A 17582-nucleotide genomic window follows, 5' to 3' on the forward strand; every position below is an offset into this window, starting at 1 on the left:
AATGTGAGCAGAGTATCAATACTGAACATCGGTTCATCTACGATAATTACCGCTATGTCCCCCAAGAAACAGGACACCGTGACGCGCACCCAGCGCCAGCAACTGCGGACCCGGCGCCAACTGCTCGACGCGGGACGCAGCCTGATTGCGGCCAAGGGTGTCTCCGGTCTGCGCGTGCAGGAAATCACCGAACTCGCCGACGTCGCACTCGGATCGTTCTACAACTACTTTCCGTCCAAGGACGAGCTGGTCGAGGCCATCATCACCGAGACCCTCTCCGATCTGGCGTCGGCGACCATCACCGAGACCAGTGACGATACCGATCCCGCCGAGATCGTGGCGATGGCCAATGTGCGCGTCATCGGATTGGCCCGCCGGGAGCCGGATCTCGCTCGATTGATCGTCAATATCGCGCACTCCGAAGCGTTGTTCGGGCAGGCCGTACACCCGTATGCCCGGATGGCGGTAGAACGCGGGATCGCCACCGGCCGATTCAGCGTCCCCGATGTCGAGGTCCTGTTGACGGCGGTGATCGGCGGTGCGTTCGCGCTGATTCGCGAGATCCTCGATGGACGCCACCAACCCGAAGCCGCGGAGGCGTTCGCCTGCTATGTGCTCGCGTCCCTCGGGGTGCGCCCCGACGAGGCCTCCGCGATCGTGACGAGGACCGCGGGGTCAGCGGCGACCTAACCGCGCCGTCAACCGGCGGCTGGCACCGCTATGCCGTCGGCGTGCCGACCGGCCGACGCATCCGCGGCGGTCTCGCCAGGGGTCCCGAAAATCGCGGCCTTGAGCAAGCCGACCTTCGATTTGATGAACACCTCATCATCGGGGCGAGTCACCGCGAACGACAGGATCCACACCGAGGTCAGTGCCAATCCGAGAGTGACCAGCCATGCCAGGTATGCGACCCCCACCGGGGCATCGAGGTTCAGCGACGTCCACATCGGCCATGCAGTCGCACCGTTGGCGATACCGTCCGCCATCGGGATGAATGCAATGATCAGGGCCAACCTCCACCCGGGCAGGTGCGGAGCCAGCCGGTAGATCAACGCGCCCGCTGTCATCGGCATGACCGGATTGACGCACACCCACCACAGCGGCAGTCCCCAGAAGTTCAGCGGCTGATGCCCGTAATACTCGTAGGCGCCCATCAACACACCGGGACTCTCCAGCCAGATATTGATGAACACGTCGATCACGTAGAGCGCGAACAGACCTTTTCGAGTGACCCCGGTGGAGTAGATGCGATATGCGAGATACGCCAACCCGCCGACGTACCAGATGTAGACGAAGTTAATGAAGAGCGGGAAGTCTCGGCCCATCGAGGAGAACGTCGTCAGTGTTGCATGCTCACGCATGTAGGCCATGCCCAAGAGGTCGACAATCGGTTCGAACAGGCATGCGATCCCGCCGCCAATGATGCAGTAGGCCAGCAACGGCCCCCGTCCGATGATGAGGTGCCGGATCGCGAAGAAAACACCGAAAACCACGGGTATGCCCAGGAACACCGTGAAGAGGATTTCCGGCCAGAACGGCATCGGGGTCCCCGGGTGTTCGGGAATTGGCGTTGCGGCCAGCACGCTCACCGAAGATGTCACGGTCGATCCTCACATCCGACGTTGATTCCGCGCGCCCCCTCGACGGCGGTAGGCACCTCATGGCCGATGGCTCTCGGCCTGGCTGCGCACTGACGGTACAGCGGTATGAGCAAAACATCAATATTGAATCTTTATTCATCCACGATGGATCTCGCCGGGCTTCGCGCGGGATCTGAGGCTTCGACACACGTCGCGCAGTGCGCGGAACGCCGGCAAGTCGCCGAGTCGACACCGCGGACAGACCACTCGCGCGAAGGTCAGTTGCCGCGTGGCTCACCGGCCGGTCCGTCGGAACCCATCGACCCCAGAGCCGGCAGTTCCCGGTATGCGATTCGGTGGGCGGCGGCCCGGTCGACACCGAACGCCCGCAACATCATCTCGGCTCCGCTCGATTCGGTATCGGGCCCCGCCGCGATGTGGCCGCTGAGGATCCCGCTGATCACCGCGAGGGCCGAGGCCGCGACGGAGGTCAAGCACAGTTCGACGTTCGGGATATCGAAACGCCCCAGCCGCTGGCCGCGTTCGAGGGTCTCGCGCGCCCACGGCCTGACGACATCTTCGAACATGTCGTTGGCGCGGTCGAGTTCGACGATGATCTTGGCGAACTCGGGCTGGTCGCGACCGAACCGCAGGAATCTGCGATACGACGCCGAGGCGGCCTCGGCGGGGTCCTCGAACTCCAACGCCGCGCCGCCGATCGTGGCTCCCAGCCCGGAAAGTACCTCCTCGGCAACCGCATCGACGAGGGCTTCCTTGGACTCGAAATAGCTATAGAAGGTGCCAAAGCCCAGATCGGCGAGCGCGGTCACGTCGCTGATCCGCACCCCCACGATGCCGGATTGGGCGATCGCCTGCCGAGCCGCCGACAGCAGCCGACGTTTGGCCTCGGCTTTGCGGCGGGCACGGCGGCCCATCGGTGCAGCTGGCGCGTTCATGATCGAAGTATCGCATCTGAAGCAAAAATTATTCTTGATTTATAAATCGAGTTTCGCCATGATCAACCCATGGATACTGAGATACCGGCAGTCACGCCCCTCCCCCGCGAGACCGACTTCGTAATCGTCGGAGCAGGCCACAACGGTCTGACGGCGGGTTGTTACCTGGCACGCGAGGGACACCAGGTAACCGTTGTGGAGGCATCCCCCACCGTCGGTGGGATGACATCAACCAACGCCACGCTGCCCAGCGCTCCGGGTCATTTCTTCAACGAAGGCGCAATCCAACTCACGGGCATCTTCCGACTCTCCGGTGTCGCCGAGGAACTGGAGTTGCACAAATACGGCCTGCGCCAAATCTCGGTCGACCCGGCACACGTCCAGCTAGCACCCGACGGCAGCTCGCTGGCGATCTGGAAGGACGCCAGCCGCACCGCCGATGAGCTTCGTCGCTTCTCCCCGAAGGACGCTCGGGCCTGGCTCGACCTGGCCAACGCGCTCGACCCCGCGATGGACCTGGTGGTCGCCTACATGAAGTCCCATCCATTGCGGCCGTGGAATAAGGAGATGGGTCGTGCCGTGGCTCGGGCAGCCCGACACCCCAAGCAGCTGTGGTCGCTGCGGCACTTCGCCACCGCGTCTCACACCGAGTTCCTCGAGGAGACCTTCGAGTCAGAACTGCCCAAGGGCGCGCTGGCTGCGATGGCGGCGTTCTCCCAGATGCGCCTCGACATGACCGCCTGGGCGATGATCTACCTCGGTGTGGTGCAACGGGTCTCCAATGCCATGCCGATCGGTGGCACCGGAGCGCTCCCCGCCGCATTGCATCGCTGCCTGACCGCGCTGGGCGGCACGGTCCACACCAACAGCCGGGTGAGCGAACTCGTCATGTCCGGCGATCGAGTTACCGGGGTACTCCTCGATTCCGGCCAGACGATCCGGGCACGCAAGGGTGTGCTCACCACCTGCAATCCGGTGGTGACACTCAACGAGCTGCTCCCCGAAGGGGTGCTCGACTTCAAGATGTCTGCGCGAGCCAGGGACATCCCGATCCGCAAGACCCACGCCACGTCGCTGAAGATCAATGTTGCTCTCAACGGCGAGGTTTCGATGCGCCGCCACGCAGCGTGGCGCAACGACGGCCTGGACCTGCGCAAGTACTTGATCGCCTGGCACACCCTGGAGGAACAAGACGCCGCCTGGAACGCAGTCGTGCGTGGCCAATGGCCCGACCCGGTACCGGTCAGTTGCGCCATCATTCCCTCTGCGGTCGACCCCACCCAGGCGCCAGCCGGTTCCAGCAACCTTTGGCTGTGGTCCGGCGTGATCCCGGTGACTCCAGAGGTCCCGTGGGAGGACGTACGGGACAAGGTCGGTGACGCCGTCCTGCGTGACACGGCTCAGTACTATGAGGGGCTCGATAGCCTGGAGGTCGACCGCGCCGTGCTCGGCGGACCCGACATCGAGAAGCGCTTCAACGCCCCGGCGGGCAACGTCTACCACGTCGATCCGCTGATCACCCGCTTCGGGCCTCTCAAACCTGCACCGGGGCTTGGTGGTTACCGCATTCCCGTCGACGGCCTATACCTGAGCGGCGCGGGCACTCATCCAGTCGGAGGGGTATGCGCGCTGCCCGGAAAACTCGCCGCTCAAACCGTGCTGCGCGACCTGGCCAAGGGCCACTGAGGCGGACGTAGACGACCGGAGGACCCCTATACGAGGAGCCATCTGGGATAGCGGGACGGTGGCCCGGTAACGCCCCTGAGCCTGATCTCGGTGGGGGCGTGAGGATTCTGACTGATGAATCGTGCCGGGAGAACGCTGGCACCGAACCGCCGTGACCCGGCATTTGTTGCTCTTTGTTCAAAGTAGAAGCCATTCGTCCAGGTAGGAATGTCGCGGACGAGTCGGTCCACCGCAACTTGTCGGTGGCGTCAGTGATCCTGGATGTACGACTTCCAACTGGGGCCAACGTGGACCCACGTCACCAGTGGGATGCCGAGTTCTGCTGGATTGGCCTGTTGGAAGATCAGTGGGTTATCGGATGAGTAGCTTGACGGCGGATCAGGTCGGTGACGTAGTCATGCGTGATTTTCGGCGTCGACAAGCGGGCGATTCCAAGCATCAGTTTCCCCTTCGTTGGAGACCAGGGCGCTGGGGCATCCTGACTTTGAAGAGTTGCAGGGAGGCCGAGACTTGCCGATGCAGGTATTCTACGGGTCCAGGCTCGGGCGGGTGTCGACTACGGGCGGTTGACGTTTGTCTGGACTGGAAATCGAGATCATAACGAAGTCAATGTGATTAGCTTCGTCGCCAAGTGTGAGAAACCGCCCTTTCGTACACCACTCGCCGAGACTCATCCACAGGTTCTGATCATTGCTTCCGGAAGGGCCGGTCAGCCGGGCTTCGATCCCTTGAAACGGTGCGAGATTCGGCAACCCACCCGCAAAGAACTACGGGATCGACGGTGACGCGCCTCGCTCGGCCGTCCAAGCCTCGATCAACAACCGCACCCCGTGGGCGAACGACGGCCTGGACAGCCATCTGCCGTAGCTCTCAACTGCTTCGGCCAGATGTGGAAACTCAGCGCGCAATTGATCGCGATCAGCCGCTTGGATCGAAGAGTCGTCAGCCGACCGTCCGCGACGCAGCTGGGTGAACCCGATTGTGTAGCTGAGCAGCGCGGTGAACAGTTCCCCGGCTTCTGCCGGCGTGAACCTGTGATCGGCGAGAACCCCGATGACGTGGTCGGCGGCTTTCCAGGCCACGGGCCCGTCGAGTGGCTGCTCAGCCATGACGTGGGCCAGCACCGGACGGCGGAGCATCAAGGTGTGCAGCGCGTCGAACCATTCGCCCAAATAGTCTTGCCAATCAGCCATGACGGACGGGACACGGAGCTCATCGAAGTAATGGTCGGCGACTTGACTCAATAGTGCGCGTTTATCCGCCACATGGCGGTAGATCGTCATGGGCGAGACGTGCAGCTCAGTAGCGAGCTTGCGCATCGTGAGGGTTTCGTACCCGTGGCGTTCGATGTGCTCGAGCGCCGCCTCGACCACCTGATCGGAGGACAGCCCCGCTGCTATGCCGCTCGGACGATACGGGGCGCTCACGACGTCGTGCCTCCTGCCGCCCCGACGCACTCGGCACCGAACTCGGGACCGTTCCAGAGCGCACAGCGGACCAGCGTGAGGTGTCCGGGGTCAAGCTGCGATCGGGGCTTCATCGACAATGCGCGATTCTGGATCACAGTGCGGCAGTCTACGAAGGCCTCCCCCTCGGTCCCCACAGGCCGTCACTCCGCTCCGCCCAGGACTTCGACGGTGCCGTTGTCCCCGTCCAGCCGCACGTGCTGGCCATCAGCGATGGTCCGGCTCCCGGTCCGGGTGCCCACCACGGCCGGGATTCCCATCTCCCTGGCCACGATGGCGCCGTGGCTGAGCATTCCGCCGAGGTCGGTAACCACACCGGAGGCGACCAGGAACAACGAGATCCAGCTAGGGTCGGTGGCCTCGCAAACCAGGATGTCGCCCTCGTCCAGGTCGATCTCGTCCGGGTCGGTGATCACTCGGGCGCGCCCCTCGACAACTCCGTTGCAGGCCCCGACACCAGTGATCACCGTTCCGGCCTCGGCGCCGCTGCCGGTGGGGCCGCCCAGCGGGATCGGCTCTGGCACCCCGACCCAGGACTCGGGCAGGCGCTGATTCTGGCGCAGCTCGTGCCGGGACCGGCGCTCCGATATGTGCGCCCGGGCACCGGGCGGCGGCCCCGCTTTCAGCTCAGAGTAGGTCACGAAAAAGACGTCGTCGGCGCGGTCCAGCAGCCCGTCGGCCTGTTTCAGGTCGCCGAGGCGTCTGGCGCACGCCCGGGCAGCGTCGAACATCATCAGGTAGCCGGCCTTGCCCTGCTCGCGCAGCGCGAGGAACCGGCTCGCCGCCTTGACCAGCGGTCGCAGCTGGACCCGGGATGTCCACGGCAGACGTTCCCTGACCAACCGTTCGGCGGCCTCCCGTTCCTGCCGCCGCTGACGAGCACGCTGCTGGGGCGCTCGGGCGCTATCGCGTCCCATGGCGCGGTACTCGGCAAGACGGGACGCCAGCAGCTGGGAGCTCTCACGCCACGAAACACTGTCGATCTGGCCCTCCTGCGGGCCGTGGTAGCCGTGCCGGTCCACAAAAATCTGCGGGTCGAGTCCGCCGTGTGCCAGCTCCCAGAGATCCTCCGCGACGTCGGCCTCCTCGGACCCCACACCGGAGAGCAGCTTGGCCTCCAGCCCCGGCTCGCCATGCTGGACGACCAGAGCCGCCAACCGGTCGGCGAGGCCGTTGCCGATGAATGTGGCCAGGAAATGCAGCCGCATCATGTGGCCGAATCGTTCCTGGGTCACCTCGAGCATGTCCAGACACTCCGCCTGGCCGGCGGTCGCGACGCGTCGCACGACGGTCTGCCACCACTGCCGCACCTCCGCGAAGTACGCATCGTGAGCCCGGCTCAACCTGGCTATCACGAGTGGCGCCCGCAGGGCGATTACCGGGTACCGCCGATAGCTGTTGTTGTCCACGATGCCGGCGCGGACGTAGCCGAACAGCTGGTTCTCCACCGCGGTCGCCGACGTGCCCGGCGTGAGATCGGCCAGTGTGCGGAACTGGTCCATGTTGGCGGCGGCCCGCCCCGCGAACACCGACCAGAACTGCTCCTCGACCCGCTCCGGCACGACGAGCTGGGCGTCGGTCAGCACCCCGATATCGCGGAAGGCGCCGCGCAGGGCGAGCTCGACCGGGGCGTGCATGAAGCTGAAGCCCAGCGGCGTACACACCCCGGGGAATGCTTCCGCTACGTTGCCGGACGTCCACGCCACCGCCGGGTCGCAGTTGGCGTGGTCGACAGGGTCTACGAAATTCTCAGTTGGGTTCATCTGTTCTCCACCGCCGTGCAGGTCTCGATCGTGCTCATCACGGCAGGATCGCGCTACGTTCTAGCCAACCGAAGGCCATCTCGCCGTTCCACTCGAATCGCGCGGGGCAATCGACCATGACCTTGCGCCCGAGGTCGGCGTCGTACCCGAGGTAGAAGTCGTTCGGCTCACCGAGGCTGATCGGCACGCTGTGCAGCACGGTCGCGGTGATCGGATTGTGCCCTTCCAGGGTGATCGCGCCCGAATCCGGCCCGCCGAGCGGATCGGTGAGAACAGGGACGTCGACAGGGCTGACCGGTGTGAGCTGGTCGCCCTCGATGAGGATGCCGTCATTGACCACCACCGTGCCGTCCGGGGCGAACGCGCGGAATGCGCAAAACGCCCGGCCGCTCGGGAACAGTGCGTGTGTCCAGACGTGACCGCCGAGCCCGGCGAGGTCCCTCGTGCCGGTGCTGTGGTCGCGATAACCGCTGGCGTCGATACCGTGCCGACGGTCTGCGGCCGTGATGGTGCCGGTGAACCGCCCGTGTTGTTCGTAATGGGTATCACCGAGACTCCCCATCGCGCCGAGGTCCCACACCGGCGTCAGCCCAGTAAACGACAGGTCGATCTCGAGCGGCACAACTTCGGCGTCCACCAGCCGCCCCTGTCCTAGCGCTGTCCGGCTGGTCGGCCGGCCAACCCCGACAAACCGCAGTGCCCACTCGCGCATCGGCTCGCGACAGGTCAGGGTGAGGTTGCCGGTACCCAACGCACCGCCCGGGCAGGGCGTGACCGCTTTCGACACCACGAGCTGCCCATCCGGAAGGTACGCGATAACGGTGCTGCGCCACAGAGACTGACGGTGCGGCATCCGCCCAAGGTGCAGCAGAATTCCCGCTCCCGCTTCCGCGTCGTGGCACAACCAGGCGAAGTTCTCACTCCACAGCGGCACGTCGGCTGGCGGGTCGTGGGGCGCTTCGAGCGCACGCTCGGACTTCCTGGGCATTGGTCAACTCCGTAATCGGTCTTCCTCGTTGCCGGACACCTGAGCCCCCCGTCGAGGCAGGCCTTCGACTCGCATGTCTACTAGTATACTTCCAATGACTATACACGACCACCGTTGTGTCGGATCTTCCGCACCGAAAACCGCGACGCCGCTTCCAATCGCACTTCCCTCGCCGTCCGAAGGGTGTGACGAACGAACACTTAACAGGCGTTCTCACATTCGGTGGAAGGCGCGCCGCGAACGTGACGGAAATGATTCGCTGGGGAGCTAAGTCGATATTCAAGCGCGAATGCCGCTACCGGCAAACCCGGCCAGGGAACGCGGAGCTGATTGCAGCCGATGCCAGCCGTATCCACATTTCGGGAAACCCCAACACCCTTCAGGGTGCGGCTGGCGCGAGGATTTCCACCACACCACGCTCGCCGTCGACGCGGATTCGGTCCCCCGTGCGCAGAATCCGGGTACCGGTGCGCGTACCGATCACGCAGGGGATTCCGAGCTCGCGGGCGACAATCGCACCGTGCGAGATCGCTCCGCCGATGTCGATCACCAGCGCCGAGGCCACCATCATCAGCGACGCCCAACTTGGGTCGGTGGTCCGACACACCAAGATCTCACCCGGCTTGAGCTCCTCGTCGGCCTCGGGGTCGAGGATGAGTCGCGCAGTGCCTTCCACGACTCCGGGAGACACTGCCGCACCGCTGATCTCGCCGTTGATCCGATCTGCCGTTGCGTCCAGGACGAACGGCCGGGGTGTGCCCTGCCACACCTCGGGTACGCCCACCCTGCGGTATTCGTCGGTCACTGCACGCCGAGTTGCGATCAGGGCGTCCACGTCCGGTGCCGGCGCCCCGGTGAGTTCATCGACCGTGAGCCAGAATGCGTCCTCGGGAACGGCAAAGGCACCAGACCGCGTCAGCGCCTCGCCGCAGACGCGCGCGGCGACGCGCGCAACATCGAGGCACTGCAGAAACGACGCTTTACCGATCCCGCGCAGCGGGATGAGGTTGGCTGCGATGTCCAACAGGACCCGTGTCGGGGGACGTTGCCACGACGGCAAGGCACGCATCAGCTCGGCCTCGGCCCGACGGCGCTCGTCGCCACGCTCGGCGACGACGCGGTGTGGATCGCGTTCGTCGGGCATCTCGCGGTAGGCGGCCACGAGACGTTCCAGCGGCGCCTGGTCAAGCCGCCACACGCGCGCGGAGAGCTCGCCCTCGTTGGGGCCGTGAAACCCGTGTCGCGTTACGAATTCCTCGACCGACAGGCGGTTTCGTGATACCGCCCAGAGATCGCCCACCACGACAGTTTCCGCCATATCGCCATATCCGGTAACCAGGGAAATCTCCAGCCCGCGGCGGTGCGCCCGCTCCGCGGCGGCACGGACCTGGTCATAGAGCGCTTGGCATAGCATCGCTGCCAGGGTGTGCGGCCGCATGACCCGCTCGAAGTTCTGGACCGCCTCACGCAACAAGGCTTGGGCCTGGGCAAGGTCGGTCGGTCGGCCACCGCCGACCGAGCGCTGCCACCACGGGTAGATGGTGGCGGTGGCCTCGCGGAGCCGTGCCTGACAGCGCAATGCGCTGTAGGGCATCTTGACCGCCACGATCGGATAGCGCGAATAGACCTTCTTCGATGTCACGCCCGGCCGCACTCGGCCGAAGATCTGTTCCTCAACCGCGTCACCACTGGTACCCGGGGTACGGTCGCCGACGAACCGAAACGTGTTTAGGTTCCCCGCCGCACGGCCGTACCACAGATCCCACAACCGCTGCTCGGTACGTGCAGGCGGCACACATTCGGACTCTCGCAGGACCCCCATGTCGGCGAAGGCACCGCGCATGGACCGCTCGACGCCATCGCCGAAAATCGACCAGGTCAGCGGGGTTACCACCCCGGGCAGCGCCTCGCTGGCATTCGTGGTTGACCATCCCACCGACGGATCGCACGTGCCCGCGTGGATCGGGTTTTTCTCGCGTGCAGCCGGACTCATCTCGAGGTCGTCAAGCATGTGCCGCTACCCCATCTCTTCTCATTCGGTGGTACACACCTGGGGATACGGTCGTCGCCACCCCGGTCATCTCAACGTTCTTCCGGCGAGGGCAGCATCGAGGGGCGGTAGTCCCGCTCGATGACGCCGTAGCCGACCTCACCGTCTGAGGCCGCCACCCGGACCGTACCCTGAGTGATGATCAGCGGGTCCTGCTGAACGGAAATATCGACGCCGTTGATGTTTTCGTTGGGCTCGAGCAAGGTGAGTGTATAGCCGTGCAACCACTCGGCATCCATCGTGTGCACCGATCCGTCGGCTCGGCCGAGTGTGATCTGAAGCTGCCGCGGCTCATGGCTGACGTAGCTCTCCAGCCCCGTTACCCGTACTTCCCCGCCGGTCTCGCACCGTCCCGCCTCCTGAAACGCGTAGGTGCGATGGTCGACCCGACCGTCCAGCCGCCAGTTGACCAAACCGTTGACCACCCGGCCGGAGCCGGGAAATACCACCAGAAAGAAATGCAGGCCGCCGAGGCCGCCGATGTCGCGCGGCCCACTGGAGTGGTCTCGAAGCGCCACACCACCGTCCAGGGCCCACCGCCGCCCTTGCGACTTTAGCCATCCGGTGGCCCGGAAACCCTGCGTGTGATGTGCCGACGCCCAGTTCAGACCGTCAATGCCGAGCGCTGCGTGTAGATCCCAAACCGGGGCTGCCGCCTCGAGTTCGACCTCGAAGCCGAAATCCCGCGCCGTCCCCGCGCCCACCGGCGCCGCCGCCATCGAACCCAGATCGGTCACCTGTCCGGCACCGTCGAAGGTGAGCCGCCAGCGCCGCAGCGGTTCCAGACATGCGACGCGAAGATTCCCGGTCGCCGGTCCACGCTCATCGCCCGCCCGACCCCACGACCGGTCCACGAGTAATACGCCGTTGGGCAACAGCGCAATCACCTGCGCCCACCAGAGGTCGAGATCGCCGGGCCACCGTCCTATGTGAACGAAGATGCCGACGTGCCCCGCTGGCGACCAGACGTGGAAAAACATCGTCTCACTCCAGCCGGGGATACCCTCGGGGACCGCGCACAACAGGTCCAAGGCCGGGTCGACGTCGAACGGGTTGTCGCCCGTTCGGACCCGCCACACGGACCCGGCGCCCGCCGTCATGCGTCGAACCCGAGTAACGCCTGCAGAGTTCCGCGCAGTCTCATGCCGACAAGAATATAACCTATGTTAGATTACTGGAAGATGCGGTTTGTCGGCGTCTCCAGATGTGCAGGTACACAATGGAAAGCACATACTTGCGCGTCCGGCGAACCTCATCGTTGACTGCCCCGACGAGAGGAGCAATCGATGGCTCTGGTCACCGCCCCGGGCGAGACCGATCTGATCCTGCCTCTTCCGCCACCGGGCAAACAACTTCATCCCTACACCGTGCACACCCACTACTTCGGATTCGTGATCCCCGAGGCCGAAATCGGTGGGTACATCTACGCGCGATACCAGCCGGCATTCCCCCTCTCACAGGGCGGGGTGGTGATGTTCCGCGGCACCCATAACCATCAGCTACTCGACGCCGAACACCACGATTACCGCGCGACGATGCCCTGGCCGCAAGTCGACGACACCCGGATCGTCTTCGACAACGGCCTCGAATTCGACTTTACGATCCCCGGCGAGCTCATCCACATCCGATACACCAGCCCGGATCAGTCGGTCTCCCTGGACTTAGCGCAGCGGGCCGTGACGCCGCTCGTCTGGCGCGGCTTCATCCTCCCCGACGAGCAGTTCCACCACGGCGAGACAGCCGATCAGCATGGCGGCACCGAACAGTTCTTGCACTGCACCGGCCAGTTACGGCTGCACGACGAGACGTTTACTGTCGACTGCTACCCGGTCCGTGACCGATCGTGGAATCAGATCCGAACAGAGAACCCGGGCGGCGGACAACCGAACCCAGCGATCGGCTGGACCCCCGCCTATTTTGGAGAGGACCTGTCGTTCAACGTCACCAGCTTCGAGGCCGCCGACACCGACCCATTCTGGAAGGATGCCTACGACCTCCCGGACGGTCCCTCGGTTTCCTACTACAAGTGGATGGTGCGCGATGGCAGGCTCGTGGAGATCACCGAGGTCCGCCGCCGGGTCATTGAACGCCACCCGGTCCTCGGGACTGCCAGCCGGCAGCAGCTTGAGATCGTCGATGCCTCGGGTGCCCGTTCACATTTCGAGGGCCGCGCACTGGCCGTGTCCCCAATGCACTCCTGGCCGAACATCGGGTTTGCCGACAGCGTCTTCCGCTGGGAGGACGAGCACGGTCGCGTGACACATTGCACCTATCAGGAGGTCTGGTGGGACAACTACCAGCGCCTCAAATGCAGCCGGGGCGCCGAGACTCGCTGACGCACCGCCTCATCGGCGCGCTGCCTCTTTGCGGCGCTGCAGCAGCTCAGGAAGCGAACCTTGGGCGGCGGGCCCCTGCTCTTCACGTGCCCATGCGGTGAGCAACGCAAGATCGGGGTCGTCCGCTACGGTGGCTGCCAGGACCCGCACCTCCCCCGGGAAGATCGTTCCGGCGGTCGCATCGACGGTGACGGTCCGACCGGCGAGCGCCATGAGGTTCCCGGTGCCACAGCCGACCACACAGGGCACCGCCATCTCACGACAGACGACGGCGGCATGCGACGTCGAGCCGCCCAACTCGGTCAGCACGGCCGCGACGACCGACATCGCCGCGACATCGTCGGGATCAGTGGTGGGACGCGCCAGGATGACCGCCTCGCCCCCGTCGGCGCGTTCCTCAGCCTCATCAGCATTGGTCACCACAACTCCGGTGGCAACGCCCGGGCAGGCCGGTTTGCCGGCGGCGATCGGCGTGGCGCTACGAACGGCGGTCGGGTCGAGATGCGGTGCAAGCAGAGCGCGGACGTGATCGGGGTTCACACGGTCGAGCGCCTCGGCGGTTGTGATGATGCCCTCGCGCTGCAGTAGCACGGCATGCCGAACGGCAGCCTGGGGCGACCGTTTGGCGACCCGCGCCTGCAACAGCCACAAAGTGCCGCTCTCGACGGTGAATTCGATGTCCTGCACATCTCTGCTGTCTGACTCGAGGCGTGTGGTAACTTCCATCAGCTCGGCGTGGACCGCCGGCATCGTCGCGGCCAGACGATCCAGTGGCAGTGCGTCGGCACGCCCCGAGACGACATCCTCACCCTGACCACGAGGCAGCCACTCACCGTAAACCGCCGCCGATCCGCTGAGCGGGTCGCGGGAGAACAACACGCCGGTACCTGAACGATCATCGAGGTTTCCGAACACCATTGCCTGCACCGTCACCGCGGTACCACCAGCGTGCGAGAGCCCGCGGCTCGCACGATAACTGTTGGCACGCTTGGAGTTCCACGACCCGAGTACGGCGACCACAGCGAGTCGCAGCTGCTCCCAGGGATCGGACGGCGCCGGACATCCGACGACCTTCTCGAACTGTTCGAGGAAGCGGCGACGGGTATCGGCTGCGTATGCAGCGTCACCGCTCTCCTCGGCGATGGCCCGTTCGACATCGTCGGTCACACCGAGGTTCAAGATAGTGTCCATCATTCCGGGCATGCTCGTAGCGGCACCCGAGCGAACCGACACCAGCAGGGGCCTGGCCGATCCACCGAACCGTCGCCCCGTTGCACTCTCCAGTTCTGCGATCGCGTCCGGCACGCGCTGCCAGACATCTTCCGGCAGCGTCTCGTCCGCGGCGTAATAGCGCCTGCAGACCTCGGTCGTGATGACAAAGGCCGGCGGTACCGGGATTCCCAGGGCCATCATCCGATGGATACTCCAGGCCTTGCCGCCGAGCAGCTCCCGGCCCGCCGGGGTGCTGCCGTCCAGGGTGAGGAGCGGTGCGGGATCGAGCGCCTCGGATGTCATTCGGCCCGCCCGGCCGCGGCTTCGTCGGCACGGGTTAGGCCCGCAAGACCGATCAGCTCCTCATGCAGTTCGAACCAGACCGTGTGGTAGCTGTCGATGAGCGGCAGCGCGAACCACTTGCGTTCTCCGGCCGCCAACTTCTCCAGCGCCGAGCCGAACCGGGCTGGGTATGGGCTGAGCCGAGGCACCAGCTGCACAAGCCGGCCCAATAGTGGCGCGAAGCGTTCATGCAGGTCGACGAGCCGTTTAACGATGTCCGCGTCATAGTCGGCGTCGCTGTGGTCGTTGGGGCGCACACCGTCGATGAGCTGCCAGTCGGTGACCAACTGCTTGAATTCCGCGTTGATCACGTCGAATTCCTGGTAATGCTCCTGGAGCACCTCAGGGTCGAGCTCGGCGCGCTCACTGGCCAGCAGCGTCTCGAGTCGGGCGCGACCGACGGCGGTGAGCTTGAGACGTGAACCCGCACGGTCCAGTTCGCCCGCGTCGATCAGCGACTGCAGCAACGTCGCCCCATCGCTGTCGGAGATCCCCGCTGCGGCGGTGAGATCGGCGTCGGTAGCGCGCCCCTTGAGCCGCGCCGCCTGGAGAACCTGAAGATCGTTCATCGTGATGAACCCTTGTGTTCGGGGGCGTGGCTAGGCAGCCCGGTGGATGATGCCCTGCTCGAAGAGGCCACCGACGGTGCGGCCATCGCTCTCCAGCGTCATGAAGTCGTCATAGGTCCCAAACGCCGGGCCTTCGGTTTCGGCCGGGCCCATGGGCACCCAGAATCCTGCCTGGCGGTCTTGCAACGACACCGTTCGTGTGGTGCCGTCGGAGAGCTCCAGCCGGGCCCGCAGGTACTGTGCGGCAGCGTTACGCGCGAAAGTCGCACCGGTGATAGAGGCCGAATGCTCACCGTCGATGGCGAAACCATCTATCGCGAGGGCGCCGTCAGTACCGACGAACTTAATGGCGGTGATGAACGACGTGTCGTCGGCAACGATGAGCCCGGCGTATTCGACCCACTGTGCAGACTCATCACGGAAACCCCAGGTGCGGTCACGCATACCGTATCCGTTGATCGCCACCGTCGCGTCACCGATGGTTACGCTGCCGACGACGGTGCACGCCTGCTGAAAGTGTTGCAGCGGCTTACCGGGCACCAGCGGCGGGATCAGGTCGGTGGTGGCATAGTCAGCGGGGACAAACAGCGGGGCGTTGACAAGCTCGGCGCGCACGCTCGGGTTGTCGATACGAGCCTGGCCGTCCAGACCGAAGTGGATGCTGTTGCTGTCGAACGAACCGTTGCCGAGTGACTCGACGACCTCCACGACACGGCCGGCAACGGAGATGCTGAACCGCGCGCGGCGCGCGCTCGGCGCGTTGGGTGACGTCGAGACGTGCAACGTGCCGAATACCTGTGCATCGACGTCCCAGAACGCGAGGTAGGCGTTGTCCTTCCAAACCGGGTCACCGGCACCGGCGGCGTCGGGGTGAATCGGTTCAGACAGCGGGCCCCAGGTGTTATCGGTAGCTGCGGTCACAGACATCGACGGTCCTTCCAGTTTTCTCAGCATCGCCCAAGCGGCGTATCGACTCCATCATGGGCGGGTGGGCGGGCTCCCCGGTTCCGATCGAATACGTAATTCGATACGTAGGTGTGGGCCCTCCACGGGTTCAGCGCTCCACTCCTTCGGCGCGTTCGACGATCTCGACTATTCCCGCCGCTCCGTCCACTCGGACAACGTCGCCCGTGGCCAGCACTTGGGTACCGTTAGCCACATTCATCACGCACGGAATTCCCAGTTCCCTCGCCACGACCGCGGCATGGCTCATCATGCCCCCGATGTCAACGACCAGCGCCTGGGAGAGAAACATCAAAGAAACCCAGCTGGGATCGGTCGTGTGCGCCACCAGGATTTCGCCGTCCTGCGCGTCCACGTCGCTGGGATCGAACACGACGCGGGCCTTGCCGACGACAACGCCGGGCGAGGCACCGACACCGGAGAGCGTTGACGCGTCGGCCGCGGAGACCTCCTTGCGCCTGGTCGCGATTGGTTGCCCAGTCCATGATGAGGGGACATCGAGGGACTGGTAACGCGCACGTAAACCACGCCGCTCGGCGACCCGCGCCCGCAGGTCGTCGTGAAGGTCGCCGGTTATTTCCTCACGGGTGAGGTAGAACGTGTCGTCCGCCTCGTCGAGACGACCTTGCGCCACCAATTCCGCACCGATATGACGGGCGGCGGCGCGGACGACATCGACACCCTGCAGGTAAGCGACCTTGCCAACACCGCGCAACGGTACGAAACGGCGGGCGAGCCGCAGTATCAGGCGTGCCTTGACCCGTCCGATCGCTCCCACCGAACCGAGCAGGCACGCCTCTGCTTCCTCGCGGGCCGCCGCATCCGCGGCGTGGCCCATGCCCGGCGCCCGGTCGTCACCCATCGCCCGGTACTGCTCGACCAGCCGGACCACGGGGGTGGGGTCCTCACGCCAGGATCTCGCCGACAGCTCGCCCTCGCCGGGGCCGTGATAACCGTGGCGCGCCAAGAATTCTTCCAGCGACAGCCGGTTACGAGAGACGTCCCACAGATCCTGTAGGACCACGCTCTCCTCATGTTCGCGATGGCCGCGCAGCAACACCGAGGTGTCGACTCCGGCTGCCGACGCCAGCGCGGTCAACTGCTCGAAAACCGGTTGGATGACGCCGGCGGCCATCAGGGATTGCTGCGCGAGCGCTTCGGCGAAGCGTTCCACCCCCGCGTTGATCCGATCCTGCGCCTCGGCCACCGACACTGCGGGGGTGGTCGCGATCGCGGAGGTCCACCAGACATCGGTTTCGGCGCGCAGTCGCTCCATGTTCTTCGCTGCCCGAGCCAGCATGCGCGGATACCGCAGCACAATGAACGGGAGCCGCCGCATCGACGGTCGGCTGACAAACGTCGGTGGGACAAAGCCGAAGAAGTCGCGGGAGAGCGCTTCACCTGACTGGCCGGGAATAAGGTCGCCGATTTCGCACAGGAAGTCCACCCGCACGGCCATCCGCCCATAGAAGACGTTCGTGATTCGCTCAGCCGGGTCCGCCGGGATATGCCGGCGGCGCCTCGGGAGCACCCCCATCGCATAAAAAGGCATACGCAGACCGATCTCGCTGGCCGGAATCCAGGCGCTCGCGCAGAGCGGGGTCATGACCCCCGGGACCGCCTCGGCGAGATTGATGGAACTCCACGATGCCTCGTTCGGTGACACCGAGT

The 17582-nt window shown here is 65.1% G+C and carries 14 protein-coding genes; 3 read left to right on the plus strand and 11 right to left on the minus strand.

Features of this window, described 5'->3' with window-relative positions:
* The first annotated feature begins 54 nt into the window (after positions 1 to 54).
* Positions 55 to 690, plus strand: a complete 636-nt coding sequence (locus ACAG26_RS20385; RefSeq protein ID WP_370484884.1) for a TetR/AcrR family transcriptional regulator — start codon at positions 55 to 57, stop codon at positions 688 to 690.
* A gap of 8 nt (positions 691 to 698) precedes the next feature.
* Here ACAG26_RS20385 and ACAG26_RS20390 read toward each other — a convergent pair whose 3' ends face one another.
* Positions 699 to 1541: a hypothetical protein gene (locus ACAG26_RS20390; protein WP_370484957.1), complete on the minus strand. Its 843-nt coding sequence runs from the start codon at positions 1539 to 1541 to the stop codon at positions 699 to 701.
* Between the two features lie 317 nt (positions 1542 to 1858).
* A complete protein-coding gene (locus tag ACAG26_RS20395) occupies positions 1859 to 2536 on the minus strand; it encodes a TetR/AcrR family transcriptional regulator (protein WP_370484885.1) in 678 nt (225 codons plus the stop codon).
* 69 nt (positions 2537 to 2605) lie between these two features.
* Here ACAG26_RS20395 and ACAG26_RS20400 point away from each other — a divergent pair, with 69 nt between their 5' ends.
* Complete coding sequence (locus ACAG26_RS20400) at positions 2606 to 4222, plus strand: phytoene desaturase family protein (protein WP_370484886.1); 1617 nt, start codon at positions 2606 to 2608, stop codon at positions 4220 to 4222.
* Between the two features lie 767 nt (positions 4223 to 4989).
* Here the strand turns inward: ACAG26_RS20400 and ACAG26_RS20405 are convergent.
* The 5 genes from ACAG26_RS20405 to ACAG26_RS20425 all read right to left on the minus strand — a co-directional run bounded on the left by ACAG26_RS20405 (position 4990) and on the right by ACAG26_RS20425 (position 11589).
* On the minus strand, positions 4990 to 5649 hold the full coding sequence (locus ACAG26_RS20405) for a TetR/AcrR family transcriptional regulator (protein ID WP_370484887.1): 660 nt from the start codon (positions 5647 to 5649) through the stop codon (positions 4990 to 4992).
* 182 nt (positions 5650 to 5831) lie between these two features.
* The gene (locus ACAG26_RS20410; protein WP_370484888.1) at positions 5832 to 7451 is read right to left on the minus strand and encodes a PEP-utilizing enzyme; all 1620 of its coding nucleotides are present in this window, start codon (positions 7449 to 7451) and stop codon (positions 5832 to 5834) included.
* A 37-nt stretch (positions 7452 to 7488) separates the two neighbouring features.
* A complete protein-coding gene (locus ACAG26_RS20415; protein WP_370484889.1) occupies positions 7489 to 8439 on the minus strand; it encodes a hypothetical protein in 951 nt (316 codons plus the stop codon).
* 379 nt (positions 8440 to 8818) lie between these two features.
* The gene (locus tag ACAG26_RS20420) at positions 8819 to 10450 is read right to left on the minus strand and encodes a PEP-utilizing enzyme (protein ID WP_370484890.1); all 1632 of its coding nucleotides are present in this window, start codon (positions 10448 to 10450) and stop codon (positions 8819 to 8821) included.
* Positions 10451 to 10521: 71 nt separating this feature from the next.
* Complete coding sequence (locus ACAG26_RS20425) at positions 10522 to 11589, minus strand: hypothetical protein (RefSeq protein WP_370484891.1); 1068 nt, start codon at positions 11587 to 11589, stop codon at positions 10522 to 10524.
* A gap of 186 nt (positions 11590 to 11775) precedes the next feature.
* Here ACAG26_RS20425 and ACAG26_RS20430 point away from each other — a divergent pair, with 186 nt between their 5' ends.
* Complete coding sequence (locus tag ACAG26_RS20430) at positions 11776 to 12825, plus strand: tyrosine protein kinase (RefSeq protein ID WP_370484892.1); 1050 nt, start codon at positions 11776 to 11778, stop codon at positions 12823 to 12825.
* A 9-nt stretch (positions 12826 to 12834) separates the two neighbouring features.
* On the opposite strand, the gene ACAG26_RS20435 is transcribed toward ACAG26_RS20430, so the two are convergent.
* From ACAG26_RS20435 to ACAG26_RS20450, 4 genes are all read right to left on the minus strand, one after another.
* Entirely contained in the window at positions 12835 to 14340 is a 1506-nt protein-coding gene (locus tag ACAG26_RS20435) for a pyruvate, phosphate dikinase (protein WP_370484893.1), read from the minus strand.
* Positions 14337 to 14948, minus strand: a complete 612-nt coding sequence (locus ACAG26_RS20440) for a hypothetical protein (protein WP_370484894.1) — start codon at positions 14946 to 14948, stop codon at positions 14337 to 14339. The genes ACAG26_RS20435 and ACAG26_RS20440 overlap by 4 nt, the downstream gene beginning before the upstream one ends.
* Before the next feature lie 30 nt (positions 14949 to 14978).
* Complete coding sequence (locus ACAG26_RS20445; protein WP_370484895.1) at positions 14979 to 15875, minus strand: hypothetical protein; 897 nt, start codon at positions 15873 to 15875, stop codon at positions 14979 to 14981.
* Between the two features lie 127 nt (positions 15876 to 16002).
* Entirely contained in the window at positions 16003 to 17490 is a 1488-nt protein-coding gene (locus ACAG26_RS20450) for a PEP-utilizing enzyme (RefSeq protein WP_370484958.1), read from the minus strand.
* Between the last annotated feature and the right edge of the window lie 92 nt (positions 17491 to 17582).

Source organism: Mycobacterium sp. pUA109 (genome assembly GCF_041287095.1).
Taxonomy (GTDB): domain Bacteria; phylum Actinomycetota; class Actinomycetes; order Mycobacteriales; family Mycobacteriaceae; genus Mycobacterium.

Bases quoted from the DNA above. Each gene is read 5' to 3' on its own strand.
- ACAG26_RS20385 (WP_370484884.1), top strand. From the start codon at position 55: ATGTCCCCCAAGAAACAGGACACCGTGACGCGCACCCAGCGCCAGCAA.
- ACAG26_RS20390 (WP_370484957.1), bottom strand. From the start codon at position 1,541: ATGCCGTTCTGGCCGGAAATCCTCTTCACGGTGTTCCTGGGCATACCC.
- ACAG26_RS20395 (WP_370484885.1), bottom strand. From the start codon at position 2,536: ATGAACGCGCCAGCTGCACCGATGGGCCGCCGTGCCCGCCGCAAAGCC.
- ACAG26_RS20400 (WP_370484886.1), top strand. From the start codon at position 2,606: ATGGATACTGAGATACCGGCAGTCACGCCCCTCCCCCGCGAGACCGAC.
- ACAG26_RS20410 (WP_370484888.1), bottom strand. From the start codon at position 7,451: ATGAACCCAACTGAGAATTTCGTAGACCCTGTCGACCACGCCAACTGC.
- ACAG26_RS20415 (WP_370484889.1), bottom strand. From the start codon at position 8,439: ATGCCCAGGAAGTCCGAGCGTGCGCTCGAAGCGCCCCACGACCCGCCA.
- ACAG26_RS20420 (WP_370484890.1), bottom strand. From the start codon at position 10,450: ATGCTTGACGACCTCGAGATGAGTCCGGCTGCACGCGAGAAAAACCCG.
- ACAG26_RS20425 (WP_370484891.1), bottom strand. From the start codon at position 11,589: ATGACGGCGGGCGCCGGGTCCGTGTGGCGGGTCCGAACGGGCGACAAC.
- ACAG26_RS20430 (WP_370484892.1), top strand. From the start codon at position 11,776: ATGGCTCTGGTCACCGCCCCGGGCGAGACCGATCTGATCCTGCCTCTT.
- ACAG26_RS20435 (WP_370484893.1), bottom strand. From the start codon at position 14,340: ATGACATCCGAGGCGCTCGATCCCGCACCGCTCCTCACCCTGGACGGC.
- ACAG26_RS20440 (WP_370484894.1), bottom strand. From the start codon at position 14,948: ATGAACGATCTTCAGGTTCTCCAGGCGGCGCGGCTCAAGGGGCGCGCT.
- ACAG26_RS20445 (WP_370484895.1), bottom strand. From the start codon at position 15,875: ATGTCTGTGACCGCAGCTACCGATAACACCTGGGGCCCGCTGTCTGAA.